This window comes from Streptomyces sp. NPDC005483 (assembly GCF_040606035.1).
Lineage (GTDB): Bacteria > Actinomycetota > Actinomycetes > Streptomycetales > Streptomycetaceae > Streptomyces.
Map to the genome: position 1 here is coordinate 306,583 of NZ_JBEXEA010000002.1, position 25,728 is coordinate 332,310.

Annotated in this window: 19 protein-coding genes; 14 read left to right on the forward strand and 5 right to left on the reverse strand. The window is 68.8% G+C overall.

What is annotated here, in order from left to right:
• Positions 1-245 precede the first annotated feature (245 nt).
• From ngcE to ABZT06_RS04730, 10 genes are all read left to right on the forward strand, one after another.
• Entirely contained in the window at positions 246-1,691 is a 1,446-nt protein-coding gene (ngcE, locus tag ABZT06_RS04685) for an N-acetylglucosamine/diacetylchitobiose ABC transporter substrate-binding protein (protein WP_355734758.1), read from the forward strand.
• 65 nt (positions 1,692-1,756) lie between these two features.
• A complete protein-coding gene (locus tag ABZT06_RS04690; protein ID WP_355734761.1) occupies positions 1,757-2,692 on the forward strand; it encodes a sugar ABC transporter permease in 936 nt (311 codons plus the stop codon).
• A gap of 17 nt (positions 2,693-2,709) precedes the next feature.
• The gene (locus tag ABZT06_RS04695) at positions 2,710-3,633 is read left to right on the forward strand and encodes a carbohydrate ABC transporter permease (RefSeq protein ID WP_355734764.1); all 924 of its coding nucleotides are present in this window, start codon (positions 2,710-2,712) and stop codon (positions 3,631-3,633) included.
• 183 nt (positions 3,634-3,816) lie between these two features.
• On the forward strand, positions 3,817-5,016 hold the full coding sequence (locus ABZT06_RS04700) for an ROK family transcriptional regulator (protein ID WP_355735533.1): 1,200 nt from the start codon (positions 3,817-3,819) through the stop codon (positions 5,014-5,016).
• Between the two features lie 133 nt (positions 5,017-5,149).
• Positions 5,150-6,241: a substrate-binding domain-containing protein gene (locus ABZT06_RS04705; RefSeq protein ID WP_355735535.1), complete on the forward strand. Its 1,092-nt coding sequence runs from the start codon at positions 5,150-5,152 to the stop codon at positions 6,239-6,241.
• Between the two features lie 289 nt (positions 6,242-6,530).
• Positions 6,531-7,322: an ATP-binding cassette domain-containing protein gene (locus tag ABZT06_RS04710; protein WP_355734767.1), complete on the forward strand. Its 792-nt coding sequence runs from the start codon at positions 6,531-6,533 to the stop codon at positions 7,320-7,322.
• Positions 7,319-8,635 (forward strand): sugar ABC transporter permease, encoded by a 1,317-nt coding sequence (locus tag ABZT06_RS04715; protein WP_355734770.1) that lies wholly within the window; start codon positions 7,319-7,321, stop codon positions 8,633-8,635. Before ABZT06_RS04710 ends, ABZT06_RS04715 begins: the two co-directional genes overlap by 4 nt.
• 136 nt (positions 8,636-8,771) lie before the next feature.
• Positions 8,772-10,691, forward strand: coding sequence for a 1-deoxy-D-xylulose-5-phosphate synthase (dxs, locus tag ABZT06_RS04720; protein WP_355734772.1), 1,920 nt, complete (start codon positions 8,772-8,774; stop codon positions 10,689-10,691).
• Between the two features lie 142 nt (positions 10,692-10,833).
• Positions 10,834-12,336, forward strand: a complete 1,503-nt coding sequence (locus ABZT06_RS04725) for an amino acid permease (RefSeq protein WP_355734774.1) — start codon at positions 10,834-10,836, stop codon at positions 12,334-12,336.
• A gap of 74 nt (positions 12,337-12,410) precedes the next feature.
• Positions 12,411-13,838, forward strand: a complete 1,428-nt coding sequence (locus ABZT06_RS04730; protein WP_355734776.1) for a glycosyltransferase family 39 protein — start codon at positions 12,411-12,413, stop codon at positions 13,836-13,838.
• 178 nt (positions 13,839-14,016) lie between these two features.
• Here ABZT06_RS04730 and ABZT06_RS04735 read toward each other — a convergent pair whose 3' ends face one another.
• Positions 14,017-14,382: an NTP pyrophosphohydrolase gene (locus ABZT06_RS04735; protein ID WP_355734778.1), complete on the reverse strand. Its 366-nt coding sequence runs from the start codon at positions 14,380-14,382 to the stop codon at positions 14,017-14,019.
• 70 nt (positions 14,383-14,452) lie between these two features.
• Here ABZT06_RS04735 and ABZT06_RS04740 point away from each other — a divergent pair, with 70 nt between their 5' ends.
• A complete protein-coding gene (locus ABZT06_RS04740; RefSeq protein WP_355734780.1) occupies positions 14,453-15,481 on the forward strand; it encodes a hypothetical protein in 1,029 nt (342 codons plus the stop codon).
• Positions 15,482-15,561: 80 nt separating this feature from the next.
• On the opposite strand, the gene ABZT06_RS04745 is transcribed toward ABZT06_RS04740, so the two are convergent.
• The 4 genes from ABZT06_RS04745 to ABZT06_RS04760 form a co-directional block, all read right to left on the reverse strand.
• Positions 15,562-17,688 (reverse strand): 3-hydroxyacyl-CoA dehydrogenase NAD-binding domain-containing protein, encoded by a 2,127-nt coding sequence (locus tag ABZT06_RS04745; protein WP_355734782.1) that lies wholly within the window; start codon positions 17,686-17,688, stop codon positions 15,562-15,564.
• Positions 17,685-18,911, reverse strand: a complete 1,227-nt coding sequence (locus ABZT06_RS04750) for an acetyl-CoA C-acyltransferase (RefSeq protein ID WP_037720402.1) — start codon at positions 18,909-18,911, stop codon at positions 17,685-17,687. The genes ABZT06_RS04745 and ABZT06_RS04750 overlap by 4 nt, the downstream gene beginning before the upstream one ends.
• A 118-nt stretch (positions 18,912-19,029) precedes the next feature.
• The gene (locus tag ABZT06_RS04755; protein WP_355734786.1) at positions 19,030-20,067 is read right to left on the reverse strand and encodes a LacI family DNA-binding transcriptional regulator; all 1,038 of its coding nucleotides are present in this window, start codon (positions 20,065-20,067) and stop codon (positions 19,030-19,032) included.
• Positions 20,064-22,433 (reverse strand): glycoside hydrolase family 2 protein, encoded by a 2,370-nt coding sequence (locus tag ABZT06_RS04760; protein WP_355734789.1) that lies wholly within the window; start codon positions 22,431-22,433, stop codon positions 20,064-20,066. The genes ABZT06_RS04755 and ABZT06_RS04760 overlap by 4 nt, the downstream gene beginning before the upstream one ends.
• A gap of 156 nt (positions 22,434-22,589) precedes the next feature.
• Between ABZT06_RS04760 and ABZT06_RS04765 the strand changes: the two genes are divergently transcribed.
• Genes ABZT06_RS04765 through ABZT06_RS04775 form a run of 3 tightly spaced genes read left to right on the forward strand, consistent with a single transcriptional unit; the run spans position 22,590 to position 25,671 of the window.
• Positions 22,590-23,903 (forward strand): ABC transporter substrate-binding protein, encoded by a 1,314-nt coding sequence (locus tag ABZT06_RS04765; RefSeq protein WP_355734792.1) that lies wholly within the window; start codon positions 22,590-22,592, stop codon positions 23,901-23,903.
• Positions 23,903-24,844, forward strand: a complete 942-nt coding sequence (locus ABZT06_RS04770; protein WP_355734795.1) for a sugar ABC transporter permease — start codon at positions 23,903-23,905, stop codon at positions 24,842-24,844. The genes ABZT06_RS04765 and ABZT06_RS04770 overlap by 1 nt, the downstream gene beginning before the upstream one ends.
• Entirely contained in the window at positions 24,841-25,671 is an 831-nt protein-coding gene (locus tag ABZT06_RS04775; RefSeq protein ID WP_355734798.1) for a carbohydrate ABC transporter permease, read from the forward strand. The genes ABZT06_RS04770 and ABZT06_RS04775 overlap by 4 nt, the downstream gene beginning before the upstream one ends.
• Positions 25,672-25,728: the final 57 nt, after the last annotated feature.

Genomic DNA, 25,728 nt, shown 5'->3' on the forward strand with positions numbered 1-25,728 from the left:
GCCTATGTCATGGATTTTTCCGGCAAGCTTCGCACAGACCGCTCATATTTCCGCGAGGTCTCAACTAGAGAACACCCATGACCAACATTGCGTTCGATCTTGCTCCGCCGACCGGAAGTGGACTATACCTGTCGGCAATTCACCCCTCTTGCACGAACCTCCTGCACGAACCTGCTTGACCTGACCGCGGTGCCGGGGAGGATCCGGTTCACCGCCTGAGTCCTGGAGAAGGCGAGGACTTGAGCATGGGATCCACTTCCGCAGACAGCCACGGTGATGAAGGTGTCGGCCGGCGCGATCTGATCAAGCGTTCGGCCGCGCTCGGACTGGCCGCCGTCCCCGCGACCGGTTTTCTGTCCGCCTGCGCCAGCGGTGGAGGCGACGAATCGAGCGACGACAACACCAAGGGCACCACGTCGAAGGACAACCCCTTCGGAGCGGCGAAGGGCAGCAAGCTCGACGTCGTGATCTTCAAGGGCGGCTACGGCGACGACTACGCCAAGGCATGGGAGGCCGACTTCCAGAAGAAGCTCGGCATCACCTCCACCCACACCGGCACCCAGGAGATCACCGGAAAGCTCCAGCCGCGCTTCAACGCGGGCAACCCGCCGGACGTCGTCGACGACTCCGGCGCCCAGCAGATCAAGGTCGACGTCCTCTACAAGAACGGGCAGTTGCTCGACCTCGCCGAGGTTCTGGACGCGCCCGCGATCGACGACCCGAGCAAGAAGGTCCGCGACCTCATCATCCCGGGGACCCTCGACGCCGGTCTCCAGGGCGGCAAGATCGTCGCCCTCAACTACATCTACACCGTCTGGGGCCTGTGGTACTCCGGCAAGCTCTTCAAGGAGAAGGGCTGGGAGGAGCCCAAGACCTGGGACGACTTCCTCGCCATCTGCCAGGACGCCAAGAAGCAGGGCATCGGCGGCCTCGCCCACCAGGGCAAGTACCCGTACTACATCAACGTCGCCATCATGGACCTGATCGCCAAGAAGGGCGGTCTGGACGCCATGAAGGCGATCGACAACCTCGATCCGAAGGCCTTCGTCGGCTCGGACGCGGCCCAGGCCGGCGTCGAGGCGATCTACGAGGTCGTGGAGAAGGGCCTGTTGATGCCCGGCACCAACGGCCTGACCCACACCGAGTCCCAGACCCGCTGGAACCAGTACAAGGCCGCCTTCATCACCTGCGGTTCCTGGCTGGAGAACGAGCAGCTCAAGCAGACGCCGGCGGACTTCGACATGAAGTTCATGCCGATGCCGCTGCTGCCCGACAGCGCTCTGCCCTTCCCGGCGATCCGGGCCGGTTCCGGTGAACCCTTCATCATCCCGGCGAAGGCCAAGAACCTGCCGGGGGCCAAGGAGTTCATGCGGCGCATGCTCTCCAAGGAGTGGTCGACGCTGTTCGCCAAGGAGGCCAACTCCCTCACCATCCTCAAGGACGGCGTCGACCCGAGCGTGAAGCTGCGCCCGGGCACCCAGTCCACCGTCGAGGCGTCCAAGGCGGCCGGCGACGACACCTTCCGTTACCTGTACACCGAGTGGTACAGCGAGATGGGAGCGGCGATCGAGGCCGCGTCCAACGAGCTGATGGCCAAGCGCATCCAGCCGAAGGAGTGGCTGAAGCGGGCCCAGGCCGCGGTCGACAAGCAGGCCAAGGACCCGGCCTCCAAGAAGAACCACCGGGACTGACCGCAACGCCGTTTCCCGGGCCGGAGCACTCCGGCCCGGGAAGGGACATCAGGGGCAGGAATCGCATGCGCAAAGGGCAGTACAGGTTCGTCGCGGGATTTCTCTTCGTTCCCGTGTCGCTCTATCTGATCTTCGTGATCTGGCCTTACGTCCAGACGTTCGGCTATTCGCTGACCGACTGGAAAGGGCAGTCGCAGACGTTCAAGTTCGTCGGCCTGGACAACTACAAGGCGCTGTTCCAGGACGACGTCTTCATGCAGGCCATCTGGCACAACATCCTGTTCCTGATCTTCATCCCGGTGATCACCATTCTGCTCGCCCTGTTCTTCGCGTTCATGCTGAACGCGGGCGGGCGCAGCAGGGCCGGCGGGGTGCGCGGAGTCGCCGGATCACAGGTCTACAAAATCGTCTACTTCTTTCCCCAGGTGCTGTCGCTGGCGATCGTCGCCGTGCTGTTCAACGCGGTGTACCGGAGTGACGGCGGCGGTCTCCTCAACGGGATCCTGATCAAACTCGGCCTGGTCGACGCCGAGAATCCCATGGAATGGCTCAATGAGCCCAACCTCGTGCTGTGGATGCTGGTCATCGCCGTGGTGTGGCACGGGGTCGGCTTCTACCTGGTGCTGTTCTCGGCCGCCATGCAGTCCATTCCGAAGGACATCTACGAGGCCGCGCTCATCGACGGCGCGGGCCGCAACCAGTCCTTCTTCCGCATCACCCTGCCGCTGCTGTGGGACACCGTGCAGACCGCCTGGGTCTATCTGGGCATCGTCGCGATGGACATGTTCGTGCTGGTGTCCTCGATGACCCAGAACATGGGCGCCTACGGCGGCGGCCCCGACCATCACAGCGACGTGATGTCGACGGTGATGATGCGCAACTTCCAGTACTTCGGCAAGAGCGGATACGCCTGCGCGATGGGCGTCGTCATGCTGCTGCTCACCCTGGTCCTGTCCGTGGTCATGCTGCGTGCCACCCGCCGCGACCGCGTCGAGTTCTGAGCGGGAGAGATACGACGATGAGCGCACCCATCAAGGAGACCGCCGCCGTGCCGGCACAGCGGACCACGGGCCCGGCCCCGGCCCGCCCCGGCAGCGAGCGCGGCGAGGGCGTCGTCCTGAACGCCTTCTCGCACGGCTTCCTCGCGCTGTGGGCCCTGCTGATCGTGCTGCCGCTGCTGTGGCTGGTGATCAGTTCCTTCAAGACCGACGCCCAGATCGGCGGTTCGGCCTTCGGCTGGCCGCAGAACTGGTCCCTCGACGTCTTCGGCCGGGCCTGGGACAAGGGCATCGGCGACTACTTCCTGAACACCGTCATCGTGCTGGTCTTCTCGGTGCCGCTGACGATGCTGCTGGGCTCCATGGCCGCCTACGTCCTGGCCCGCTACCAGTTCTGGGGCAACAGGTTCCTGTACTTCTTCTTCGTCGCGGGCGCGATGTTCCCGGTGTTCCTGGCCCTGGTCCCGCTGTTCTTCATGGTGAAGCGGCTGGACATGCTGAACACGTACCAGGGGCTGATCCTGGTGTACGTCGCCTACTCGATGCCGTTCACGGTGTTCTTCATGCACGCGTTCTTCCGGACGCTGCCCACGGCGGTCTTCGAGGCGGCGGTCCTCGACGGCGCCTCGCACACCCGGACCTTCTTCCAGGTGATGCTGCCGATGGCGAAGCCGGGACTGATCAGCGTCGGCATCTTCAACACCCTCGGCCAGTGGAACCAGTTCATCCTGCCGACGGTGCTGATGCAGCCGCAGAGCGGCGACGATCCGGAGCGCTATGTGCTCACCCAGGGCCTCATCCAGCTCCAGCAGCAGATGGGGTACGCGTCGGACCTTCCGGTGCTCTTCGCCGGGGTGACCATCGCGATGATCCCCATGCTGGTGGTGTACCTGTCCTTCCAGCGCCAGGTGCAGGCGGGTCTGACTTCGGCGACCTTGAAGTAGCGCTCCGCGAGCGCACGCAGGCGCACCGTCCCCGGCCCCGGTGACGGTGCGCAGACGTGTGCGCTACACCCCGGATACTGTTCAACCTCTTGACGGGAGGCGACCCTAACGGCTCAGCTTAGAGTTCACTAGTTGGACATAGACGGGGCCTCATCGCTGCGGTCCCGCGCGCAGGAGGTCGTCGTGGAGACTCCGGGGTCGCAGTCGTCGCTGCACCGAGCCAACCTGGAGCGGGTCGTACGAGCCGTCCGGCTGGCCGGGTCGCTCACGCAGGCGGAGATCGCACGGACCACGGGACTGTCCGCCGCGACCGTCTCCAACATCGTCCGTGAGCTGAAGGACGGCGGAACCGTCGAGGTCACGCCCACCTCGGCGGGTGGCAGGCGCGCCCGCGCGGTCTCCCTGAGCGGAGACGCCGGCATCGTCATAGGGGTGGACTTCGGGCACACCCACCTGCGCGTCGCGGTCGGGAACCTCGCCCACCAGGTGCTGGCCGAGGAGTCCGAGCCGCTGGACGTGGACGCCTCCTCCGCGCAGGGCTTCGACCGGGCGGAACAGCTGGTCAACCGGCTGATCGAGGCGACCGGCGTGGACCGCTCGAAGATCGCCGGGGTGGGCCTCGGCGTGCCCGGCCCCATCGACCTGGAGTCCGGCTCCCTGGGCTCCTCCGCCATCCTGCCGGGCTGGATCGGCACCAAGCCCGCCGAGGAGCTCCAGGGGCGCCTCGGCGTGCCCGTGCACGTGGACAACGACGCCAACCTCGGCGCCCTCGGTGAGCTGGTCTGGGGCAGTGGCCGGGGGGTGCGCGACCTGGCGTACATCAAGGTCGCGAGCGGTGTGGGCGCCGGACTGGTGATCAGCGGCAAGATCTACCGCGGCCCGGGTGGCACAGCGGGAGAAATCGGGCATATTACTCTTGATGAGTCCGGCCCCGTCTGCCGTTGCGGCAACCGCGGCTGTCTGGAGACCTTCGCGGCCGCGCGCTATGTGCTTCCGCTGCTCCAGTCCAGCCACGGCACCGATCTCACCATGGAAGGCGTTGTTCGACTCGCGCGGGACGGAGACCCTGGCTGCCGTCGGGTGATCGCCGACGTCGGCCGACACATCGGCAGTGGAGTCGCCAATCTCTGCAACTTGCTGAACCCGAGCCGAGTCGTCCTGGGCGGTGATCTCGCCGAGGCCGGTGAGCTGGTGCTCGGTCCGATCAGGGAGTCCGTCGGCCGCTACGCGATCCCCAGTGCGGCGCGTCAACTGTCCGTGCTTCCAGGGGCACTTGGAGGCCGGGCGGAGGTGCTCGGAGCACTCGCCCTCGCCCTCAGCGAGATGGGTGATTCGACCCTTTTGGACAGCACGCTGCATGCCGCGGCGCCTGCGTTCACTTAGAGAACACAGGACGTCGTTGCCATCTCGTTAAGTATTTACTTCTTGACGTCGCACGTGTGGCCGAGTTGACTTCCAGCCACCTCGGCCGCAACGACGCGGCCTCGTCAGGGAGGTTTCTCAAGTGAACACGCTCATGCGTCGTGCCGCCGTGTCCGTAGCGATTTCGGCGCTCGCCGTCTCGGCCGCCGCCTGCGGTAAGGCCGGCGACGACAACAGCGGCAGCGACAGCAGCAGCTCCGGCTCCGGCAGCAAGTCGATCGGCCTGCTCCTGCCCGACAACGTCACCGCGCGGTACGAGAAGTTCGACAAGCCGTACTTCGAGGCCAAGGTCAAGGAGCTGTGCAGCGACTGCACCGTCTCCTACGCCAACGCCGCGGCCGACCCGGCCAAGCAGGCCCAGCAGATGAGCAGCATGGTCACCAAGGGCGTCAAGGTGATCGTGGTCTCGGCGCAGGACTCCGCCGCCATCAAGTCCTCCATCGCCTCCGCGGTGAGCAAGGGCGTCAAGGTCGTCGCGTACGACCGTCTGGCCCAGGGCCCGGTCTCCGCGTACGTCTCCTTCGACAACGTCAAGGTCGGCGAGCTGCAGGGCCAGGCCCTGCTGGACGCCCTCGGCTCCAAGGCGACCCCCAAGGCGAACGTCGTCATGATCAACGGTGACGACGCGGACCCGAACGCCGCGCAGTTCAAGGAAGGCGCGCACAAGGTCCTCGACGGCAAGGTCAAGATCGCTTACGAGCAGTCCGGCCTGTGGAAGGACACCGTCGCCGCGCAGAAGGTGTCCGCGGCCATCACCCAGCTGGGCGCCAAGAACATCGCGGGCGTCTACGCCGCCAACGACGGCATGGCCGGTGGTATCGCCAACACCCTCAAGGGCGCGGGCATCAGCACCATCCCGCTGACCGGTCAGGACGCCGAGCTCGCCGCCATCCAGCGGATCGTCGCCGGCACCCAGTCCGCCACGGTCTACAAGGCCTACAAGCCCGAGGCCGACAACGCCGCCGAGCTCGCGGTCAACCTCCTGCAGGGCAAGGACATCAAGTCCCTGGCCGACACCGAGGTCACCAGCGGCTCCGGTGACAAGGTCCAGGCGAAGCTGCTGACCCCCGTCTCCGTGACCGTCAAGAACATCAAGGACACGGTCGTCAAGGACGGTCTCTACACCGTCGCGCAGATCTGCACCGCGGACTACGCCGCCGCGTGCAAGAAGGCCGGCCTTCAGTAAGAGCCGCTGAGCTCCGGGGCGCGTCCTTCGACGGACCCGCCCCGAGGCAGGCACCCAAGCCTGTCCGGCGCCCGCACCGCCTTCATACCCCGCTGCGGGGCGGGCGCCGGACGGAAGCATGACGGACGCAGCCGTTGCCAAGAGGCACCGGTCGCGCGCATGTTCGACAGTAAATCCGTGCTTACGGCACAACTCGTCAGTCGAGTGCTACGAGCCTGAGTGCCACGAGCGCAACCCCTCCGCGCCTTACCCCAAGCGCGGCATCCCCGCCGGTCAGGCGGCGAAGGAGATGGTTCACGTGTCCGCTACGCCCGTGCTGGCGTTGCGCGGAGTCTCCAAGCGATTCGGTGCGGTGCAGGCCCTCACCGATGTCGAACTGGAGGTCCACGCCGGAGAAGTGGTCGCCCTGGTCGGCGACAACGGCGCCGGAAAGTCGACGCTGGTCAAGACGATCGCCGGTGTCCACCCCATCGATGAGGGCGTCATCGAGTGGGACGGCAACCCGGTCAGCATCAACAAGCCGCACGACGCCCAGGGACTCGGCGTCGCGACGGTCTACCAGGACCTCGCCCTGTGCGACAACCTCGACGTGGTCGGCAACCTCTACCTCGGACGCGAGCTGCTGCGCCGCGGTGTGATCGACGAGGTCACGATGGAGCAGAAGGCGCGCGAGCTGCTGAACACGCTCTCCATCCGCATCCCGAGTGTGCGCATCCCGATCGCGAGCCTCTCCGGCGGTCAGCGTCAGGTCGTCGCCATCGCGCGCGCCCTGATCGGCGACCCCAAGGTCGTGATCCTCGACGAGCCCACCGCCGCCCTCGGTGTCGAGCAGACCGCACAGGTCCTCGACCTGGTCGAGCGGCTGCGGGAGCGCAACCTCGGCGTCATCCTCATCAGCCACAACATGGCCGACGTGAAGGCAGTCGCCGACACCGTCGCCGTGCTGCGGCTGGGCAGGAACAACGGTTCCTTCTCGGTGAAGGACACCAGTCAGGAAGAAATCATCTCCGCGATCACGGGTGCCACGGACAACGCCGTGACCCGTCGTGCGGGACGTCGCAGCGCGGAGGCGGCAAAGTGAGCGACACGTCGAAGGTTTCCAAGGCGGACGCGGAGGCGCAGACCACGGTCGCCCCCGCCGACGACCCCACCGCGGCACCGGTGTCGGTGGTCGACCCCCGGCTGCTGGTCCGTGAAGAGGGCTTCAAGGGCTACTGGACCGAGTTCACGCGCAAGGTCAAGGGCGGTGAGCTGGGCTCGCTGCCGGTGGTGGTCGGCCTGATCGTCATCTGGGCGATCTTCCAGTTCAAGAACGACCGCTTCCTGAGCGCCGACAACGTCTCCAACATCAGCTACTACATGTCGGCCACCGGCATGATCGCCATCGGCCTGGTGTTCGTGCTGCTGCTCGGCGAGATCGACCTGTCGGTCGGTTCGGTCAGCGGCCTGGCCTCCACCCTGTTCGCGGTGTGGGTCGTGAACCACGGCATGAACGTCTGGCTGGCGCTGATCCTGGCGATCGTCACCGGTGTCGCCATCGGCTCCCTGCACGGCTGGTTCTTCGCCAAGGTCGGCGTACCGGCGTTCGTCGTCACCCTGGCCGGTCTCCTCGGCTGGAACGGCCTGATGCTGTGGTTGCTGGGCTCCAGCGGCACCATCAACATCCCGTCCGACTCGGGTCCGATCCACCTGTTCGGCCAGAGCTCGTTCTTCATGGACCAGGCGATCATCGGCGCGTACCTGCTGGCCGGCCTCGCCGTCGTGCTCACCCTCGTCGGCAACCTCAACGAGCAGCGGCGCCGCAAGGCCGCAGGCGTGCCCTTCCGGCCGACCGTCGAGATCCTGGTCCGCGTCGGCGCGCTCGCCGTCGCGTCCTTCCTGGCCGCCGCCGTCCTCAACAACGCGGCCGGTGTCTCCAACTCGCTGGTGATCTTCCTGGCGGCGCTGGTGGTCGTCGACTTCGTGCTCCGCCGCACCACGTACGGCCGTCAGGTCTTCGCGGTGGGCGGCGGCATCGAGGCCGCGCGCCGTGCCGGTATCAACGTGCCGATGGTCCGGATCACCGTGTTCGCCATCTCCGGTGGGTTCGCCGCGATCGGCGGTATGTTCTTCGCCGGTCAGACCGCGAGCGCGACCCTCAGCGCCGGTGGCGGCAACACCCTGATGCTCGCCATCGCGGCGGCCGTCATCGGCGGTACGAGCCTGTTCGGCGGCCGCGGTTCGGTGTGGTCGGCCCTCCTGGGCATGCTGGTCATCCAGTCCATCACGACCGGTCTGGACCTGCTGAACATGAACGCCTCGATCCAGTACATGATCACCGGTGGTGTTCTGCTGGGCGCCGTCGTCATCGACTCGGTGTCGCGAAGGTCTCAGAAGGCCTCCGGCCGCGGATAACACCGCAGGGGAGCGCCCCTCCAGATCGATGGTCCTGCCCGGCACCCACGAGGTGCCGGGCAGGATTGTTCTCGTAGAACATTAGACTCGACCCCGCCCGGCAAAGCTCGATCAGCTCTAATGCAAGGAGGCACGGGTGCCGCTGCTGACCCGAATCAGGGGACCGCGTGATCTGGACCGGCTCAGCCTCGAGGAGCTGGACCAGCTGGCGGAGGAGATCCGCAGCTTCCTCGTCGGCGCCGTCTCCAAGACCGGCGGCCACCTCGGCCCCAACCTCGGTGTGGTCGAGCTGACCATCGCGCTGCACCGGGTCTTCGACTCGCCCAAGGACCGGGTGCTCTTCGACACCGGCCACCAGTCCTACGTGCACAAGCTGCTCACCGGGCGCCACGACTTCTCGAAGCTGCGCTCCAAGGGCGGCCTCTCCGGCTACCCCTCGCGCGCCGAGTCCGAGCACGACGTCATCGAGAACAGCCACGCCTCGACCGTCCTCGGCTGGGCCGACGGCCTCGCCAAGGCCAACCAGGTGCTGAAACGGGACGACCACGTCGTCGCCGTCATCGGTGACGGTGCCCTGACCGGCGGTATGGCCTGGGAGGCGCTGAACAACATCGCCGACGCCAAGGACCGGCCGCTGGTCATCGTCGTCAACGACAACGAGCGCTCCTACGCGCCGACCATCGGCGGCCTCGCCAACCACCTGGCGACCCTGCGCACCACCGACGGCTACGAGCGCTTCCTGGCCCGCGGCAAGGACCTCCTGGAGCGCACTCCGGTCGTCGGCCGGCCGCTGTACGAGACCCTGCACGGCGCCAAGAAGGGCCTCAAGGACTTCATCGCGCCCCAGGGCATGTTCGAGGACCTCGGCCTGAAGTACGTCGGCCCCATCGACGGCCACGACATCGAGGCGCTGGAGTCGGCGCTGGCCCGCGCCAAGCGGTTCGGCGGCCCGGTCATCGTGCACTGCCTCACCGAGAAGGGCCGCGGCTACAAGCCCGCCGAGCAGGACGAGGCCGACCGCTTCCACGGCATCGGCCCCATCCACCCCGACACCGGCCTGCCCATCAAGGCCTCCGCCGCCAGCTGGACCTCCGTCTTCGGCGACGAGATGGTCAAGCTGGGCCGCGAGCGCGAGGACCTCGTCGCCATCACCGCGGCCATGCTCCAGCCGGTCGGGCTCAAGAAGTTCGCGGACGCCTTCCCCGACCGCATCTACGACGTCGGCATCGCCGAGCAGCACGCGGCCGTGTCGGCGGCGGGCCTGGCGACCGGGGGAGTGCACCCCGTCTTCGCCGTCTACGCCACCTTCCTCAACCGCGCCTTCGACCAGGTCCTCATGGACGTCGCCCTGCACAAGTGCGGGGTGACCTTCGTCCTCGACCGGGCCGGCGTCACCGGCGACGACGGCGCCTCGCACAACGGTATGTGGGACATGTCGATGCTCCAGGTCGTGCCGACGCTCCGGCTCGCCGCACCGCGCGACGCCGAGCAGCTGCGCGCCCAGCTGCGCGAGGCCGTCCAGATCGACGACGCGCCGACCGTGCTGCGCTACTCCAAGGGCGTCGTCGGCCCCGCCGTACCCGCCGTGGGCACCGTCGGCTCCATGGACGTGCTGCGTGAGCCGGGGACGGACAGGCCCGACGTGCTCCTCGTCTCCGTCGGCGCCCTCGCCCCGATGTGCCTGGAGATCGCCGGCCTGCTCGACAAGCAGGGCATCTCCACCACCGTCGTCGACCCCCGCTGGGTCAAGCCCGTCGACGAGGCCATGGCCCCGCTCGCCGAGCGGCACCGCGTGGTCGTCACCGTCGAGGACAACTCCCGTGTCGGCGGTGTCGGTTCGGCGATCGCACAGGCCCTGCGCGACGCGGGCGTCGACGTCCCGCTGCGCGACTTCGGCATCCCGCCGCGCTTCCTCGACCACGCCTCCCGCGCCGAGATCATGGCGGAGATCGGGCTGACCGCGCCCGACATCGCCCGCCAGGTCACCGGCCTGGTCTCCAAGCTCGACGGCCGCTACGACGACGCCCGGGCCGAGGTCGAGTCGGCCCGCGACTGACAGAAGTTCGGCCGAACGGGCCGGTCACGCCACTCTTGACAGTGGTGTGACCGGCCCGTTCGCGTGAATCCGCCCGCGCCGGGGCATACGACCTACGCCCCCTCTCGATCATGTCGAGGACGACACAGCGTGGGAGGTACCCATGAGCAGCACCCTCTTCCGGACGAAGAAGGTCGAGCAGTCCATCCTCGATACCGAGGAGCCAGAGCACGCGCTCAAGAAGTCCTTGTCCGCGCTGGACCTGACCGTCTTCGGTGTCGGCGTCATCATCGGCACCGGCATCTTCGTCCTGACCGGCACCGTCGCCAAGAACAACGCCGGCCCGGCGGTCGCTCTGGCCTTCGTCGTGGCCGGCGTCGTCTGCGCGCTCGCCGCGCTCTGCTACGCCGAGTTCGCGTCCACCGTCCCGGTGGCCGGATCGGCGTACACCTTCTCGTACGCCTCCATCGGTGAACTGCCCGCCTGGATCATCGGCTGGGACCTGGTCCTGGAGTTCGCGCTGGGCACGGCGGTGGTGTCCGTCGGCTGGTCCGGCTACATCGCCTCGCTGCTGGACAACGCGGGCTGGCATCTGCCGGCGGCGCTCGGCAGCCGCGACGGGGCCCACGGCTTCGGCTTCGACATCCTCGCCGCCGCGCTCGTCCTGGTGCTCACCGGCATCCTCGTGCTCGGCACCAAGCTCTCCGCGCGCGTGACCTCGATCGTCGTCGCCATCAAGGTGACGGTCGTTTTGACCGTCATCATCGCCGGTGCCTTCTTCGTCAGCGGCGACAACTACCACCCGTTCGTGCCGGAGGCGAAGGGCGTGCCGGCCGGTGACAGCCTCCAGTCGCCGCTGATCCAGCTGATGTTCGGCTGGGCGCCCTCCAACTTCGGCGTGATGGGCATCTTCACCGCCGCCTCCGTCGTCTTCTTCGCCTTCATCGGCTTCGACGTCGTCGCCACGGCCGCCGAGGAGACCAGGAACCCGCAGCGCGACATGCCCCGCGGCATCCTCGGCTCCCTGATCATCTGCACGACCCTCTACGTGGCCGTGTCGATCGTCGTGACGGGCATGCAGAAGTACACGGACCTGTCCATCACGGCCCCGCTCGCGGACGCCTTCAAGGCCACCGGCCACCCCTGGTTCGCGGGCTTCATCAGCTTCGGCGCCGCGGTCGGCCTCACCACGGTCTGCATGATCCTGCTGCTCGGCCAGACCCGGGTCTTCTTCGCGATGAGCCGCGACGGACTGCTGCCCACGTTCTTCTCCCACGTCCACCCGAAGTTCAGGACCCCGCACCGTCCCACCATCCTGCTCGGCGTGATCATCGCGATCGTCGCCGGCTTCACGCCCCTGAGCGAACTCGCCGAACTGGTCAACATCGGCACCCTGTTCGCCTTCATCGTCGTCGCGATCGGCGTGATCATCCTCCGCAAGTCCCGCCCCGACCTGCCGCGGGCCTTCCGCACCCCCTGGGTGCCGTTCATCCCGATCCTGTCGGTGGCCGCCTCCCTCTGGCTGATGCTGAACCTGCCGGCCGAGACCTGGCTGCGGTTCGCAATCTGGATGGTCATCGGCTTCCTCGTGTACTTCCTGTACGGCCGCACCCACAGCCGCCTCGCGCAGCGCGCGACGACGGCGACCGCCGGTAACACGGAGTAACACAAACGTTCCACCTCTCCGGCTCCGTATGTCCTGCTCAACCAGGAGGTACGGGGCCGGATAGCGTGCCGCTCATGCCCGCAGAGCTCCTGCTCCCGTCACCCTCCGTACCCGGTTCCCGTGCGGAGTACTGGAGCCGGCTGCTGCCTCCGCTCGCGGCCCTGGCCTGCGCGACGAGGATCCCGTCCTTCACGCGCCCCCTCTGGAACCCGGACGAGGGCTACCTCGCCGTACAGGCACGGCTGCTGGCGCACGGCGGGCAGCTCTACGAGACGGTCGTCGACCGCAAGCCGCCGCTCGTACCGTGGCTCTACGAGGCCGCGTTCGCGGGGACGGGCTCCGGCACGCTGGCCGGGGTGCGGGTCCTGGCGGTCCTGGCCCACCTCCTCACCGCCGCACTACTGGCCTCCCTGGCCCGCCGCTGGGGCGACGCGTCCGGCCGTACCGCCGGTGTGCTGTACCTGCTGATCTCCGTCGGACTGAACCCCGAGGACGCGCAGGCCGCGACCTTCGAAGTCTTCCTGCTGCCCTGCACTGCCGCCGCGATGTGGTGCGCGGACCGGCGCCGCTGGGGCGCGGCGGGGACGGCGGTCGCGTGCGCCTTCCTCACCAAGCAGACGGGCGGGGCGGTGTTGCTGCCGGTGTTGTGGCTGTACGTCACCTCGGGCGCGCGGCGCGGTGGCCTTTCGCGGCTGGTGGCGGGCGCCGTGGTGCCGGTGTTGTGCGCGGCGCTGGTCACGGACCCGGCGGGCTTCGTGTTCTGGACGGTGACGGGCTCGGTCGCGTACGCGACCCTGACCGGCTCCGAACTCCACGTACTGGCAAGGGCGCTGGTCAACACCGCGATCGTGTCGGCGGCCTGCGCGGGCCTGATCGCGCCTGTCGTACGGGCCCGGCGCGCACCGACGGCCGACCTGTGGCTGTGGCTGCTCGCGTCGGCGGGCGCGGTGCTGCTCGGCCTCCACTTCTTCGGCCACTACTACCTCCAACTCCTCCCGCCGGTCGCGCTCCTGGCCACGGGAGCGCTTCGCACGCTGCCGTACGACCGCACGGTCACGGCGGTGCTCACGTCGGCCTGTGCGTGTGTGCTGTTCCTGACGTGGGGCGTGCTGGCCCCTCGCCCCGACCTCGACCACGCCCGCCGGGTCGCGCAGGCGGTGTCGTCCCGCACGTCGCCGGGCGATCCGGTGCTGGTCTGGGGCATACACCCGGAGACGTACTGGCTGGCGGACCGCGCCCCGGCCACCCGCTATCTGACGGCGGGTCTCCTCACGAACTTCAGCGGGGGCCGGGACGGCGGACGGGTGGGGGAGAGGTACGCGGTCAGGGGTGCGTGGACGGTGTTCCGGCGGGAGGCGGTCTCGGCGGTCCTGGTGGTGGACGACTCCCTTGGCAAGCCGTACGCGCCGGAACGGGTTGCCGGACTACGGCGGTTGCTTTCGGCGGGGTACGAGGAGGTGGGGACGGTGGATGGGGCTGTGCTGTACGTGAGACGGGGGTAGGGGTTCTTTGTCGGCTGCGGGCCGGTGGGGGCTGGTCGCGCAGTTCCCCGCGCCCCCAAACAGGTGGGTACAGCCAGGCAGGCCCCAACCGCACCCACCCAGGGCCGCGGGGAACTGCGCGACCAGCCACGAGGCACCTGTGCCGCCAGACGGCACAACGCGGGACATCGGAAGGCGCTCAGGGACGAACCGTTCGCGGCCCCGCCACCTCCGCCCCCAACTCCCCAACCCTCCGCCGAAGTTCACGGTCCGCCGTGACCACCAGCACCGGCCGCTCACCGGCCCCCCCGACCAGCTCCACCATGTGGTCGTCCCCGCTCCCCGGAGCGGACTCCACCCGGACCCCCGGCACCGACTCCACGCCCCGAGCCGCCCCCTCCACCACCAGCACGATCTCCAGGGGACCGTCCCGTCCCGGCACCCCGTCCACCGCCAGCCGGTCCCGCAACCGCTCCGCGGCCCCCCGCCGGTCCCGCCACCACCCGTCCGGTACCGACCCGACGACGTTCGCGGCATCCACGACGACCAACAGCACGTCACTCATGCCTTCAGCGTCCCACGACCGGCCCACCCGGAGACGGCGTTGACCGCCTGACTAAAGTGGACCCGTGTCAATGGTCCGTACAGTGAACGGCGACTGGCTCATCCGCGCCCGTGACGGCCGACTCGGCGTCTACGCCACCCGCGACGACGCCGTGTGGTGCAGGGCGGAGCGCCGCCCGGGCGGCGACACCTGGCTGTCCTGGCGCAAGGTCGGCGGCGGCCAGCGCCTGCACCCCGGATTCGCCGTGGGACACGGCGCCGACGGCTACGCGCACCTCGTCTCCTGGCGGCCCACCAAGGCCCAGGAAGCGGGCCTGGTCCACTCCACGCACTTCCGCGTCCACCTCGCCGCCCTCGACTGGGCCCCGGTCGGTCACCCCGACAAGGCCGGCCCGCGCACCGGCGTGCCCGCCGTGGCCGTCGACGCGGAGGGCCGGGCCCATGTCTTCGTCCGCGACCGTGGGAACGGCGTGCGCGCACTCATCCAGAAGGAGCGTGGCGGCTGGAACGCCTGGGCCGACCTCGGAGGGAGCGGCGTGCACGAGCAACTGACCGCCGTGACAGGGGAGTCGGGCCGGGTCGAGCTGTACGGCACCGACCCGGTCGGCATCCTGCGCTGGCTCCCGGGGGAGGCGGGCGCGCCTCCCGTCCCGGCCGACCCGCTGCCGGTGCGCGTGGAGCCGGGCACGCTCAGCGCGCTGCCCACTGCCAAGGACCACACCACCCTGTTCTTCGCCGACCCCGAGGGCATGCTGTACGCCTGGCGTCCGGACACCGAGCCCACTCCTCTGCTGGCGGCGGCCGGCCCCGGCCCGGCGGCCCTGCTGCGCTGCACGCTGGAGGGTCACGACTGCACGGTGCTCGCCCAGCGTTCGGCGTCCGGCCGGGTCGCCTTCGCCGCCTGTCCGACCGAGCAGGAGTCGGCGGGCCTGTGGTGGACGGAGTCCGGGCCGCAGTTGCCGGTGGGCACGGCCGTGGCCCTCGCCGAGGACGCGGACGGACGTGTCGTCGCCGCGACGGTGACCCCCGACGGGGAGCTGAGGATCGCCCGGCAGAAGGACGAGCCGGGACTGGCACTGGCGGCCTGGCAGGAGGTCTGACCGTCCAGCCGTCCCCGTGCCGTCCACGGTGAACGACAGAGGGCCCCCGCCGTGGCGGGGGCCCTCTTCGCCTGCCGGTGTTACGCCGGGACCGACGCCAGGCCCGGAGCCAGGAACTTCTTGCCGTTCACGCGCTCGGAGACACCCTCGCGGTCCAGGTACGGCGTGATGCCGCCCAGGTGGAAGGGCCAGCCGGCGCCCGTGATCAGGCACAGGTCGATGTCCTGGGCCTCGGCGACGACGCCCTCGTCGAGCATGAGCCCGATCTCCTGAGCGACGGCGTCGAGGACGCGCTCGCGGACCTGCTCCTCGGACAGGACGACATCGCCCTGCTCGAGCAGCGCCGCGACCTCGGGGTCGAGCTCGGGCTTGCCGCTGTCGTAGACGTAGAAACCGCGCTTGCCCGCCTTGACGACGGCCGCGAGGTTCGGGGAGACGGTGAAGCGCTCCGGGAAGGCCCGGTTGAGGGTCTCGGAGACGTGCAGGCCGATCGCGGGACCGACCAGCTCCAGGAGGACGAGAGGCGACATGGGCAGGCCCAGGGGCTCCACCGCCTTCTCCGCCACCTCGACCGGGGTGCCCTCGTCGATGACGTTCTGGATCTCGCCCATGAAGCGGGTGAGGATGCGGTTCACGACGAACGCCGGGGCGTCCTTCACCAGAACCGCGGTCTTCTTCAGCTTCTTGGCGACGGCGAAGGCCGTGGCCAGCGAGGCGTCGTCGGTCTGCTCGCCGCGGACGATCTCCAGGAGCGGGAGGATCGCGACCGGGTTGAAGAAGTGGAAGCCGACGACCCGCTCGGGGTTCTTCAGCTTCGACGCCATCTCGGAGACCGACAGCGAGGAGGTGTTCGTGGCGAGGATCGCGTGCGCCGGGGCGACCGCCTCGACCTCCGCGAACACCTGCTGCTTGACGCCGATCTCCTCGAACACGGCCTCGATGATGAAGTCCGCGTCGGAGAAGCCCTCCGCCTTGTCCAGCACACCGGTGACCAGGGCCTTCAGGCGGTTGGCCTTGTCCTGGTTGATACGGCCCTTGCCGAGCAGCTTCTCGATCTCGGCGTGGACGTAGCCCACACCCTTGTCGACGCGCTCCTGGTCGATGTCGGTCAGCACGACCGGCACCTCCAGGCGGCGCAGGAAGAGCAGCGCGAGCTGGGAGGCCATGAGACCCGCGCCCACGACGCCCACCTTGGTGACCGGGCGGGCCAGCGACTTGTCCGGCGCACCGGCCGGACGCTTGCCGCGCTTCTGCACCAGGTTGAACGCGTAGATGCCGGAGCGCAGTTCGCCACCCATGATCAGGTCGGCGAGCGCCTGGTCCTCGGCGTCGTAGCCCTGCTGCAGATCGCCGTTCTTGGCGGCGGCGATGATGTCGAGGGCGCGGTAGGCGGCCGGAGCGGCCCCGTGCACCTTGGAGTCCGCGATGAAACGGCCCTTGGCGACGGCCTGGTCCCAGGCCTCACCGCGGTCGATCACCGGCCGGTCGATGACGATCTCGCCCTTGAGGACGGACGCCGTCCACAGCAGGGACTGCTCCAGGAAGTCCGCGCCCTCGAACAGCGCGTCGGCGATGCCCAGTTCGTAGACCTGCGCGCCCTTGAGCTGCTTGTTCTGGTTGAGCGAGTTCTCGATGATGACCGAGACGGCCTTCTCCGCGCCGACCAGGTTCGGCAGCAGGGTGCAGCCGCCCCAGCCGGGGACCAGACCGAGGAAGACCTCGGGGAGCGAGAAGGCGGGCAGCGCCGCGGAGACCGTGCGGTAGGTGCAGTGCAGACCGACCTCGACGCCACCGCCCATCGCCGCGCCGTTGTAGTACGCGAAGGTGGGCACCGCGATGCCCGCGAGGCGCTTGAAGACCTCGTGGCCGCCCTTGCCGATGGCCAGAGCGTCCTTGTGCTCCTTGAGGAGCTCGACGCCCTTGAGGTCCGCGCCGACGGCGAAGATGAACGGCTTGCCGGTGATGCCGACACCGACGATCTCGCCGGCCGCGGCCTCCTTCTCCACCTGGTCGATGGCGGTGTTCAGGTTCGCCAGCGAGGCCGGGCCGAAGGTGGTCGGCTTGGTGTGGTCGAAGCCGTTGTCCAGCGTGATGAGCGCGAAGCGCCCCGCGTTGAACGGCAGGTCCAGGTGGCGTACGTGCGCCTGGGTGACTACCTCGTCCGGGAACAGCTCGGCCGCACCCTTCAAGAGCTCAGTGGTGCTCACTTGCTGCCTCCGGCGTCCTTGTGGTTCGGGTTCTCCCAGATGACCGTCGCGCCCATGCCGAAGCCGACGCACATGGTGGTCAGGCCGTAGCGGACCTCGGGCTGCTCCTCGAACTGACGGGCCAGCTGCGTCATCAGCCGGACGCCGGAGGAGGCCAGCGGGTGGCCGTACGCGATGGCGCCGCCGTACTGGTTGACGCGCGCGTCGTCGTCCGCGATGCCGTAGTGCTCCAGGAAGGCCAGCACCTGGACCGCGAAGGCCTCGTTGATCTCGAAGAGACCGATGTCGGAGATGGACAGACCCGCCTGCGCGAGGGCCTTCTCCGTGGCCGGGATCGGGCCGTAGCCCATGACCTCGGGCTCGACACCCGCGAAGGAGTACGAGACGAGACGCATCTTCACCGGCAGGTCGTTCTCGCGGGCGAAGTCCTCGGAGGCGATGAGGGAGGCGGTGGCGCCGTCGTTCAGACCGGCCGCGTTACCGGCGGTGACCCGGCCGTGCACACGGAACGGCGTCTTCAGCCCGGACAGGTTCTCCAGGGTGGTGCCCGGACGCATCGGCTCGTCGGCGGTCACGAGGCCCCAGCCGGTCTCACCGGCCTCCGGGTTGGTGCGGCGCACCGAGATCGGCACCAGGTCGGCCTGGATCTTGCCGTTGGCGTACGCCTTGGCGGCCTTCTCCTGGGAGCGCACGGCGTACTCGTCGGCGCGCTGCTTGGTGATCGTCGGGTACCGGTCGTGCAGGTTCTCGGCGGTCATGCCCATGAACAGGGCGGACTCGTCGACGAGCTTCTCGCTCACGAACCGCGGGTTCGGGTCCACGCCCTCGCCCATGGGGTGGCGGCCCATGTGCTCGACACCACCGGCGATGGCGATGTCGTACGCCCCGAAGGCAACCGAACCGGCCACCGTGGTGACGGCGGTCAGCGCGCCGGCGCACATGCGGTCGATGGAGTAACCGGGGACGGACTGCGGCAGACCGGCGAGGATCCCCGCGGTACGGCCGATGGTGAGCCCCTGGTCGCCGATCTGCGTGGTCGCGGCGATGGCGACCTCGTCGATCTTCTTGGGGTCGAGACCCGGGTTGCGGCGCAGCAGCTCCCGGATCGCCTTCACGACGAGGTCGTCGGCGCGGGTCTCGTGGTAGATGCCCTTCGGGCCCGCCTTGCCGAACGGGGTGCGGACGCCGTCGACGAAGACGACGTCCCTGACGGTACGAGGCACGATGGCTCTCCTCCAGATGCGGGATCTGCACTGCTGCGATGCGCTGAGCGCGCGCTCAGGACCCATGCTACTTATGGGTAACGTGACTGCCCACCCCTGGAGGCCGGAGCGGCGAAGGTCACACCGCCGGAGGCGCCGTGGAACCCCTCGGTGTCAGCACCGGAGTGGGCACGGGGTGCGATCCCGGCCCCTCCCCGGTGATCACCCCGAACAGCGTACGGGCCGCTTCCGCGCCGAAGCCGTGCACGTCATGGCTCATCGCGGAGAGCGTGGGATGGGTGAGCCGGCACAGCTGGGAGTCGTCCCAGGCGAGCAGGGAGACGTCGCGGGGGACGTGCAGCCCCATCTCCGCCGCGACCGACAGCCCGGCGACCGCCATGATGTCGTTGTCGTAGACGATCGCCGTCGGCCGGTCCGCCGGCGGGGCGGTCAGCAGGGACCGGGTGGCCCGCCCTCCGGCCTCTCCCGAGTAGTCGGTGGTCACCTGCCAGGCCCCCGCGAGGCCGAGCCCCCGCGCCGCGTCGTCGAACGCGGCCGTCCGCATCGCCGTGTGCCCGAGCGCCGCCGCACCCCCCACCCGGGCGATCCGCCGATGCCCCAGCGCCGCCAGATACCGCACGGCCTCCGTCACCGCGGTGGCGTCGTCCGTCCACACGGAGGTGAGGCCGCTGGTGAACGACGGATGTCCTACGGCCACCACCGGCATCCCCAGCCGTTCCGCCGCCGCGACGCGCGGGTCGTCGGCCCGGAAGTCGACCAGGATCGAGCCCCCGACCTGCCGGCCCCGCCACCAGGACTCCTGGAGCCCGACCTCCTCCTCCACGTTTCGCACGAGCCGCAGCAGCAGCGCGCAGTTCCGCTCGATCAGCACGCTCTCCACGCCCGACACGAACTCCATGTAGAAGGGTTCGAGCCCCAGCAGCCGGGCCGGCCGGCAGATCGCGAGCCCTACGACGTCCACCCGCGAGCCGGCCAGCGTCCGCGCCGTGAGGTTCGGCGCCCAGCCCAGCTCCCGCGCGGCCGCGAAGATCCGGTCCCGGGTCGCCTCCGACAGCCCCGGCTTGTGGTTGAAGGCGAGCGACACGGCCCCCTTGGACACCCCGGCGCGCGCGGCGACGTCCTTGATGGTGACGCGAGAGGCCGGCTGGGCTGTCATCGGCTGGGCTCCAGGCAGTACAGGGCGGACCGGGCGGCATCCGCATCGGGAGTCTCCCAGCCGCTCACCCCGATGGTCACCCGCTCCCCGGGCAACAGCGTCGCCAGCCCCCGATCGGCCCGCGCCGCCGGATCCAGCCGGTCCGCCTGGAGCAACAGATCCCGTACGAGGGTGCGGGCGGTCACCGTCACGGCCCCCGGCGCCACGGACACGTCGAACTCGGGCCGGGGGTAGGGGATTTCCCGGTCGGGCGAGGGAAAGTACAGGGCCCGCAGTCCGTCCGCGTCGGCCACCAGGAACTCCTTCGCTCCCACCGGCACCACCTCCGCCGGTACCGACACCTCCGTGACCGCCCGCCGGTTCGTGCGAAAGCCCACCTCGGCCTCGTCGATCACGTCGCCGTCCACCGACATCCGCCGCAGCCGCAGCACCCCCGCCCACGGCTCGCCCGCCTGGTTGACCGCCGCCAGCTCCAGCCCCCGCTCCCGCTTCTGAACCGTCAGCAGCCGGTCCGCGTACAGTCGCCGCAGCTCGTGATAGAGCGGTTTCTCCCGGCCGTCCCCGTCCACAGCCGACCACGAAGTCACCGGCCAGCAGTCGTTGAGCTGCCACACCACCGTCCCCGCACACACCGGCCAGTGCGACCGCCAGTGCTCGATCCCGGCGGCCACGGCCCGCGCCTGGTTGACCTGCATGAGGTAGTGCCAGCGGTCGAAGTCCCCCTCAGGGAAGGCGAAATGGCGCTCCAGGCCCCGCCGCAGCTTGCCGTTCCCGTCGTCCGCCTTCTGGTGGGCCAGCACCCCGGGGGAGCCCGCCGCGAGCTCCTCCCCGGGCAGCGCACGCGCGAGCGTGGCGTACGCGGGGGGTGCCTGCCAGCCGAACTCGGCCACGAACCGCGGGACATCGGCGCGGTACCCGGCGTAGTCCAGACGGTTCCACACCTCCCACGAGTGGTGCGTCCCGTGCGCCGGGTCGTTCGGATGGTGCTCCCACGACCCCGACCAGGGACTGCCCGCCGTGTACGGACGCGTCGGATCCAACTCGGCCACCACCCGCGGCAGTAGGCCCAGGTAGTACCCCTCCCCCCAGGAGTCCCCGGCGAGCCGCGCCTCCCACCCCCAGTCCCTAAAGCCCCACAGGTTCTCGTTGTTGCCGTTCCACAGCACGAGCGAGGGATGCGGCATCAGCCGTACGACGTTCTCCCGGGCCTCCGCCTCCACCTCGCCCCGCAGTGGCTGCTCCTCGGGATAGGCCGCGCACGCGAACGGGAAGTCCTGCCATACCAGCAGCCCCAACTCGTCGCAGGTGTCGTAGAAGTCCTCGCTCTCGTAGATCCCGCCGCCCCAGATCCGTACGAGATCGACACCCGCGTCGGCCGCCTGCCCGAGCCGCTTCAGGTACCGCTCCCGGGTGATCCGGGAGGGGAACACGTCGTCCGGGATCCAGTTCACGCCGCGCGCGAAGAGCCGCTCGCCGTTCAGGACGAACGTGAACCCCGTGCCGTGCTCATCGGCCGCCCGGTCCAGCTCGACGGTCCGAAAGCCCACCCGGCGCCGCCACGCGTCCAGCGGCCGGTCCTCGTGCAGCAGCGTCAACTCGACGTCGTACAACGACTGTTCACCGTAACCACGCGGCCACCACAGCCGTGCGTCCGGCACCTCCAGGCGCACGGCCCCCGAGGTCCCCTCGACCGCGGCGCGGGCCCGGACCCCGCCCACGGAAGCCTCCACCGTCAGCGGCGCCTCGACCCTGGCCCGCTCCACGTCGACCGCCAACTCCACGACACCCACGCCCTGTTCGACGGTCACCAGCGGCCGCACCCGGGCGATGCGGGCCGTCGACCACCGCTCCAGCCGCACCGGCCGCCAGATCCCGGCCGTCACCAGCGTGGGCCCCCAGTCCCAGCCGAACGAGCAGGCCATCTTGCGGATGTACTGGTAGGGCTCGGCATACGCGGCGGGCCGCTCGCCCAGCTTCCCGCGTACCGCCTCGGCCTCGGCGTACGCGGAGACGAACCGCACGCTCAGCCGTCCGGCCATACCGGTCACGTCGAAGCGGTACGAGCGGTGCATGTTCCTTGTCCGGCCCAGGAGTTGGCCGTCCAGCAGGATCTCGGCCACCGTGTCCAGACCGTCGAAGACGAGGTCGGTCTGCTCGTGCCCGTTCACCGGAGCGAGGTCGGTCTCGTAGGTCCACTCCCGCTGCCCCACCCACGCCACCTCGGTCTCGTTGCGCCCGAGAAAGGGGTCCGGGATCACCCCGGCGGCCAGCAGATCGGTGTGTACACAGCCCGGCACTACGGCCGGCAGCGCCTCTCCCTCGTGCCGCAGGATCCATCCGTCGGTGAGCGGTGTGGCCTGAAGCATGTACGCACACTCCCTAAACCGATCAAGTCCAGTGGTTCGAAAGCTTTTCGGCAGCGTTGGCGAGATAGGGACTTTACCGGTTAAGAAAACGTTGTCAGAGTACCGAACCAGCCAACCCGCTCGTGCTCGTCCGTCCCGTGAACGGAGCTGATGCACATGAACCGCCGTACAGCCCTGGCCCTGGCCGTGGGAGCCGCCCTGCTGATCCCGGGGTGCACCGGCACCGGCGGATCGTCGAAGGGGGCCGACGCCAAGGCTCCTGACGATCCGTCAAAGGTCTCCGGAACCATCAAGGTCCTCACCGTCCGCACCGACCTCGTGCAGGACGGCACGATGAAGAAGTACGCCGCCGAGTTCAACAAGACGTACCCCAAGGTCAAGGTCGAGTTCGAGGCCCTCACGAACTACGAGGCCGAGGTCAAGATCCGGATGAACACCGAGAACTACGGTGACGTCCTGCTGATCCCCGCGGTCATCAAGAAGGCCGACTACCCGAGGTTCTTCGCCTCGCTGGGCACCCAGGCCGAGCGCGCCAAGAAGTACCGCTTCACCGACTACACCACCGTCGACGGCAAGGTCTACGGGCAGAGCCCGATCGGTGTGGCCCCCGGGTTCGTCTACAACAAGCGGATCTGGAAGGAGGCCGGGGTCACCGCATGGCCCACCACCCCGGCCGAGTTCATCAAGGACCTCAAGGCCATCAAGGCCAAGACCGACGCGATCCCGTACTACACCAACTTCGCGGCCGGCTGGACGCTCACCTCGTGGACGTACGTCGACGGCGCCGTCCACTGCGACCCGCAGGCCACCACCAAGCTCGCCGAGGGCGACCCGTGGGCGAAGGGCGCCGACCTGCGCGTCGGTGACACCCTGCTCCACGACATCGTGAAGGCCGGCCTGATCGAGAAGGACCCCACCACCAGTAACTGGGAGGAGTCCAAGCCCCGCACCGCCAAGGGCGAGATCGCCACGCAGTGGCTCGGCACCTGGGCGATCGTGCAGTTCCAGGACGCCGCCAAGAAGGCCGGGGTGAACCCCGACGACATCGGCTTCATGCCCTTCCCCTCGCAGACCGACGGCAAGTTCTGCGCGACCGTCGCACCCGACTACAACCAGGCCGTCAACGTCCACTCGAAGTACAAGGAGGCCGCCCGCGCCTGGATCGACTGGTTCACCGACAAGTCGACGTACGGGCAGGACAACCTGGCCATCTCGCCGCTGAAGAACGCCTCCATGCCCGCGGTCCTCAAGCCGTACGAGGAGCAGGGCGTCAAGCTCATCGAGGTCGACGACGCCCAGGGCGCCCGGGTCAAGCAGATCGACAGCGACTCGGAGGTGGGCATCTACGCCCCCGAGTACCGCCAGAACCTCGTCGACCTCGCCCGCGGAGCCCGCAAGGGCAGCCTGGACGGCTTCCTCGACGACCTCGGCAAGCGCTGGACGGACGCCCAGAAGAACCTGGGGTCCTGATGACGGACACGACACAGAAGGCGGCCGTGGAGGTGACCCCGGCCGCCCCCGTCCCGGCGCCCGCCTCGCGCCGGACTCGTACCTGGCGGGGCGTCACCCCCTGGCTGTTCCTGATCGCCCCGCTCGCCCTGCTGATCACCTTCACGTACGCGCCGATCGTCAACATGCTCGCCTACAGCTTCACCGACTGGGACGGCGTCAGCCCCGTACTGCACTACACGGGCGCGGAGAACTACCAGGAGGTCTTCACCCGCCCGGATCTCTTCGAGGTCTTCTGGGTCAGTGGCTACTACCTCGCCGCCTCCGCGGTCCAGATCGTCCTCGCGCTCTACTTCGCGACGGTCCTGAGCTTCAACGTCCGCTTCCGGAACTTCTTCAAGGGCGTGCTCTTCTTCCCGTACCTGATCAACGGGGTCGCCATCGGCTTCGTGTTCCTGTACTTCTTCCAGGACGGCGGCACCCTCGACTCGGTGCTGAGCCTGTTCGGCGTGCACACCGACCACGCCTGGCTCGGCACCCCGGCCTCCGCGAACACCTCGCTCGCCGGCGTCTCGGTCTGGCGCTACCTGGGCCTGAACTTCGTCCTCTTCCTGGGCGCGATCCAGTCGATCCCGGGGGAGCTGTACGAGGCCGCCGAGCTGGACGGCGCCAACCGCTGGCACCAGTTCCGCTACATCATCGCGCCGGGCATCAAACCGGTCCTGACGCTGACCGTGATCCTCTCGATCTCCGGCTCGCTCTCGGTCTTCGAGATCCCGTACATCATGACCGGCGGCGCGACCGGCACCGAGACCTTCGTGATCCAGACGGTCAACCTGGCCTTCCGCTTCAACAAGACGGGCCTGGCCTCGGCGGCCGCCGTCGTCCTCCTGCTGATCATCCTGCTGGTGACCTGGGTGCAGCGGCGCCTGGTCCCCGACGACAAGGTGGACCTCGTATGACCCGCCGTACGATCGCCCGCGCCCTGGTCCAGCTGTCGCTGATCGCCGCGACGGTGGTCGTCCTGCTCCCGCTTGTGGTCGTCCTGCTCACCTCCCTCAAGTCGGAGAAGGAGATGGCGAACACGAGCGGCGCCCTCGACCTCCCGGACGACCCGCTGAACTTCCACAACTACGTGGCGGCCTTCCAGGACGGCGGGATGCTCTCCGCCTTCGCCAACACGGCGATCATCCTGCTGGTCTCGGTCGGCGGCACGGTCCTCATCGGCTCGATGACGGCCTACGCCATCGACCGCTTCACCTTCCGCTTCAAGAAGCTGGTGGTGGCGCTCTTCCTGACGGCCGCGCTGGTCCCCGGCGTCACCACCCAGGTGGCCACGTTCCAGATCGTCAACAGCTTCGGCATGTTCGACTCCCTGTGGGCGCCGATCGTCCTCTACATGGGCACGGACATCGTCTCGATCTACATCTTCCTGCAGTTCGTCCGCTCGATCCCGATCTCCCTGGACGAATCGGCCCGTCTGGACGGCGCCAACGCCTTCACGATCTACCGGAAGATCATCTTTCCGCTGCTGAAGCCGGCGACGGCGACCGTGGTGATCGTGAAGGGCATCACCGTCTACAACGACTTCTACATCCCGTTCCTCTACATGCCCTCGGAAGATCTTGGCGTGATCTCGACGTCGCTGTTCCGCTTCAAGGGTCCGTACGCGGCCCACTGGGAGGTGATCTCGGCGGGAGCGGTCCTGGTGATCCTGCCCACGCTGATCGTCTTCCTGTCGTTGCAGCGCTTCATCTACAACGGCTTCATGAGGGGCGCGACCAGGTAAGCGCCCGTCCAGGGGCGCGGGGCTGTGTGGGATGTGCGGCTACCGCCGCGTGGGCGC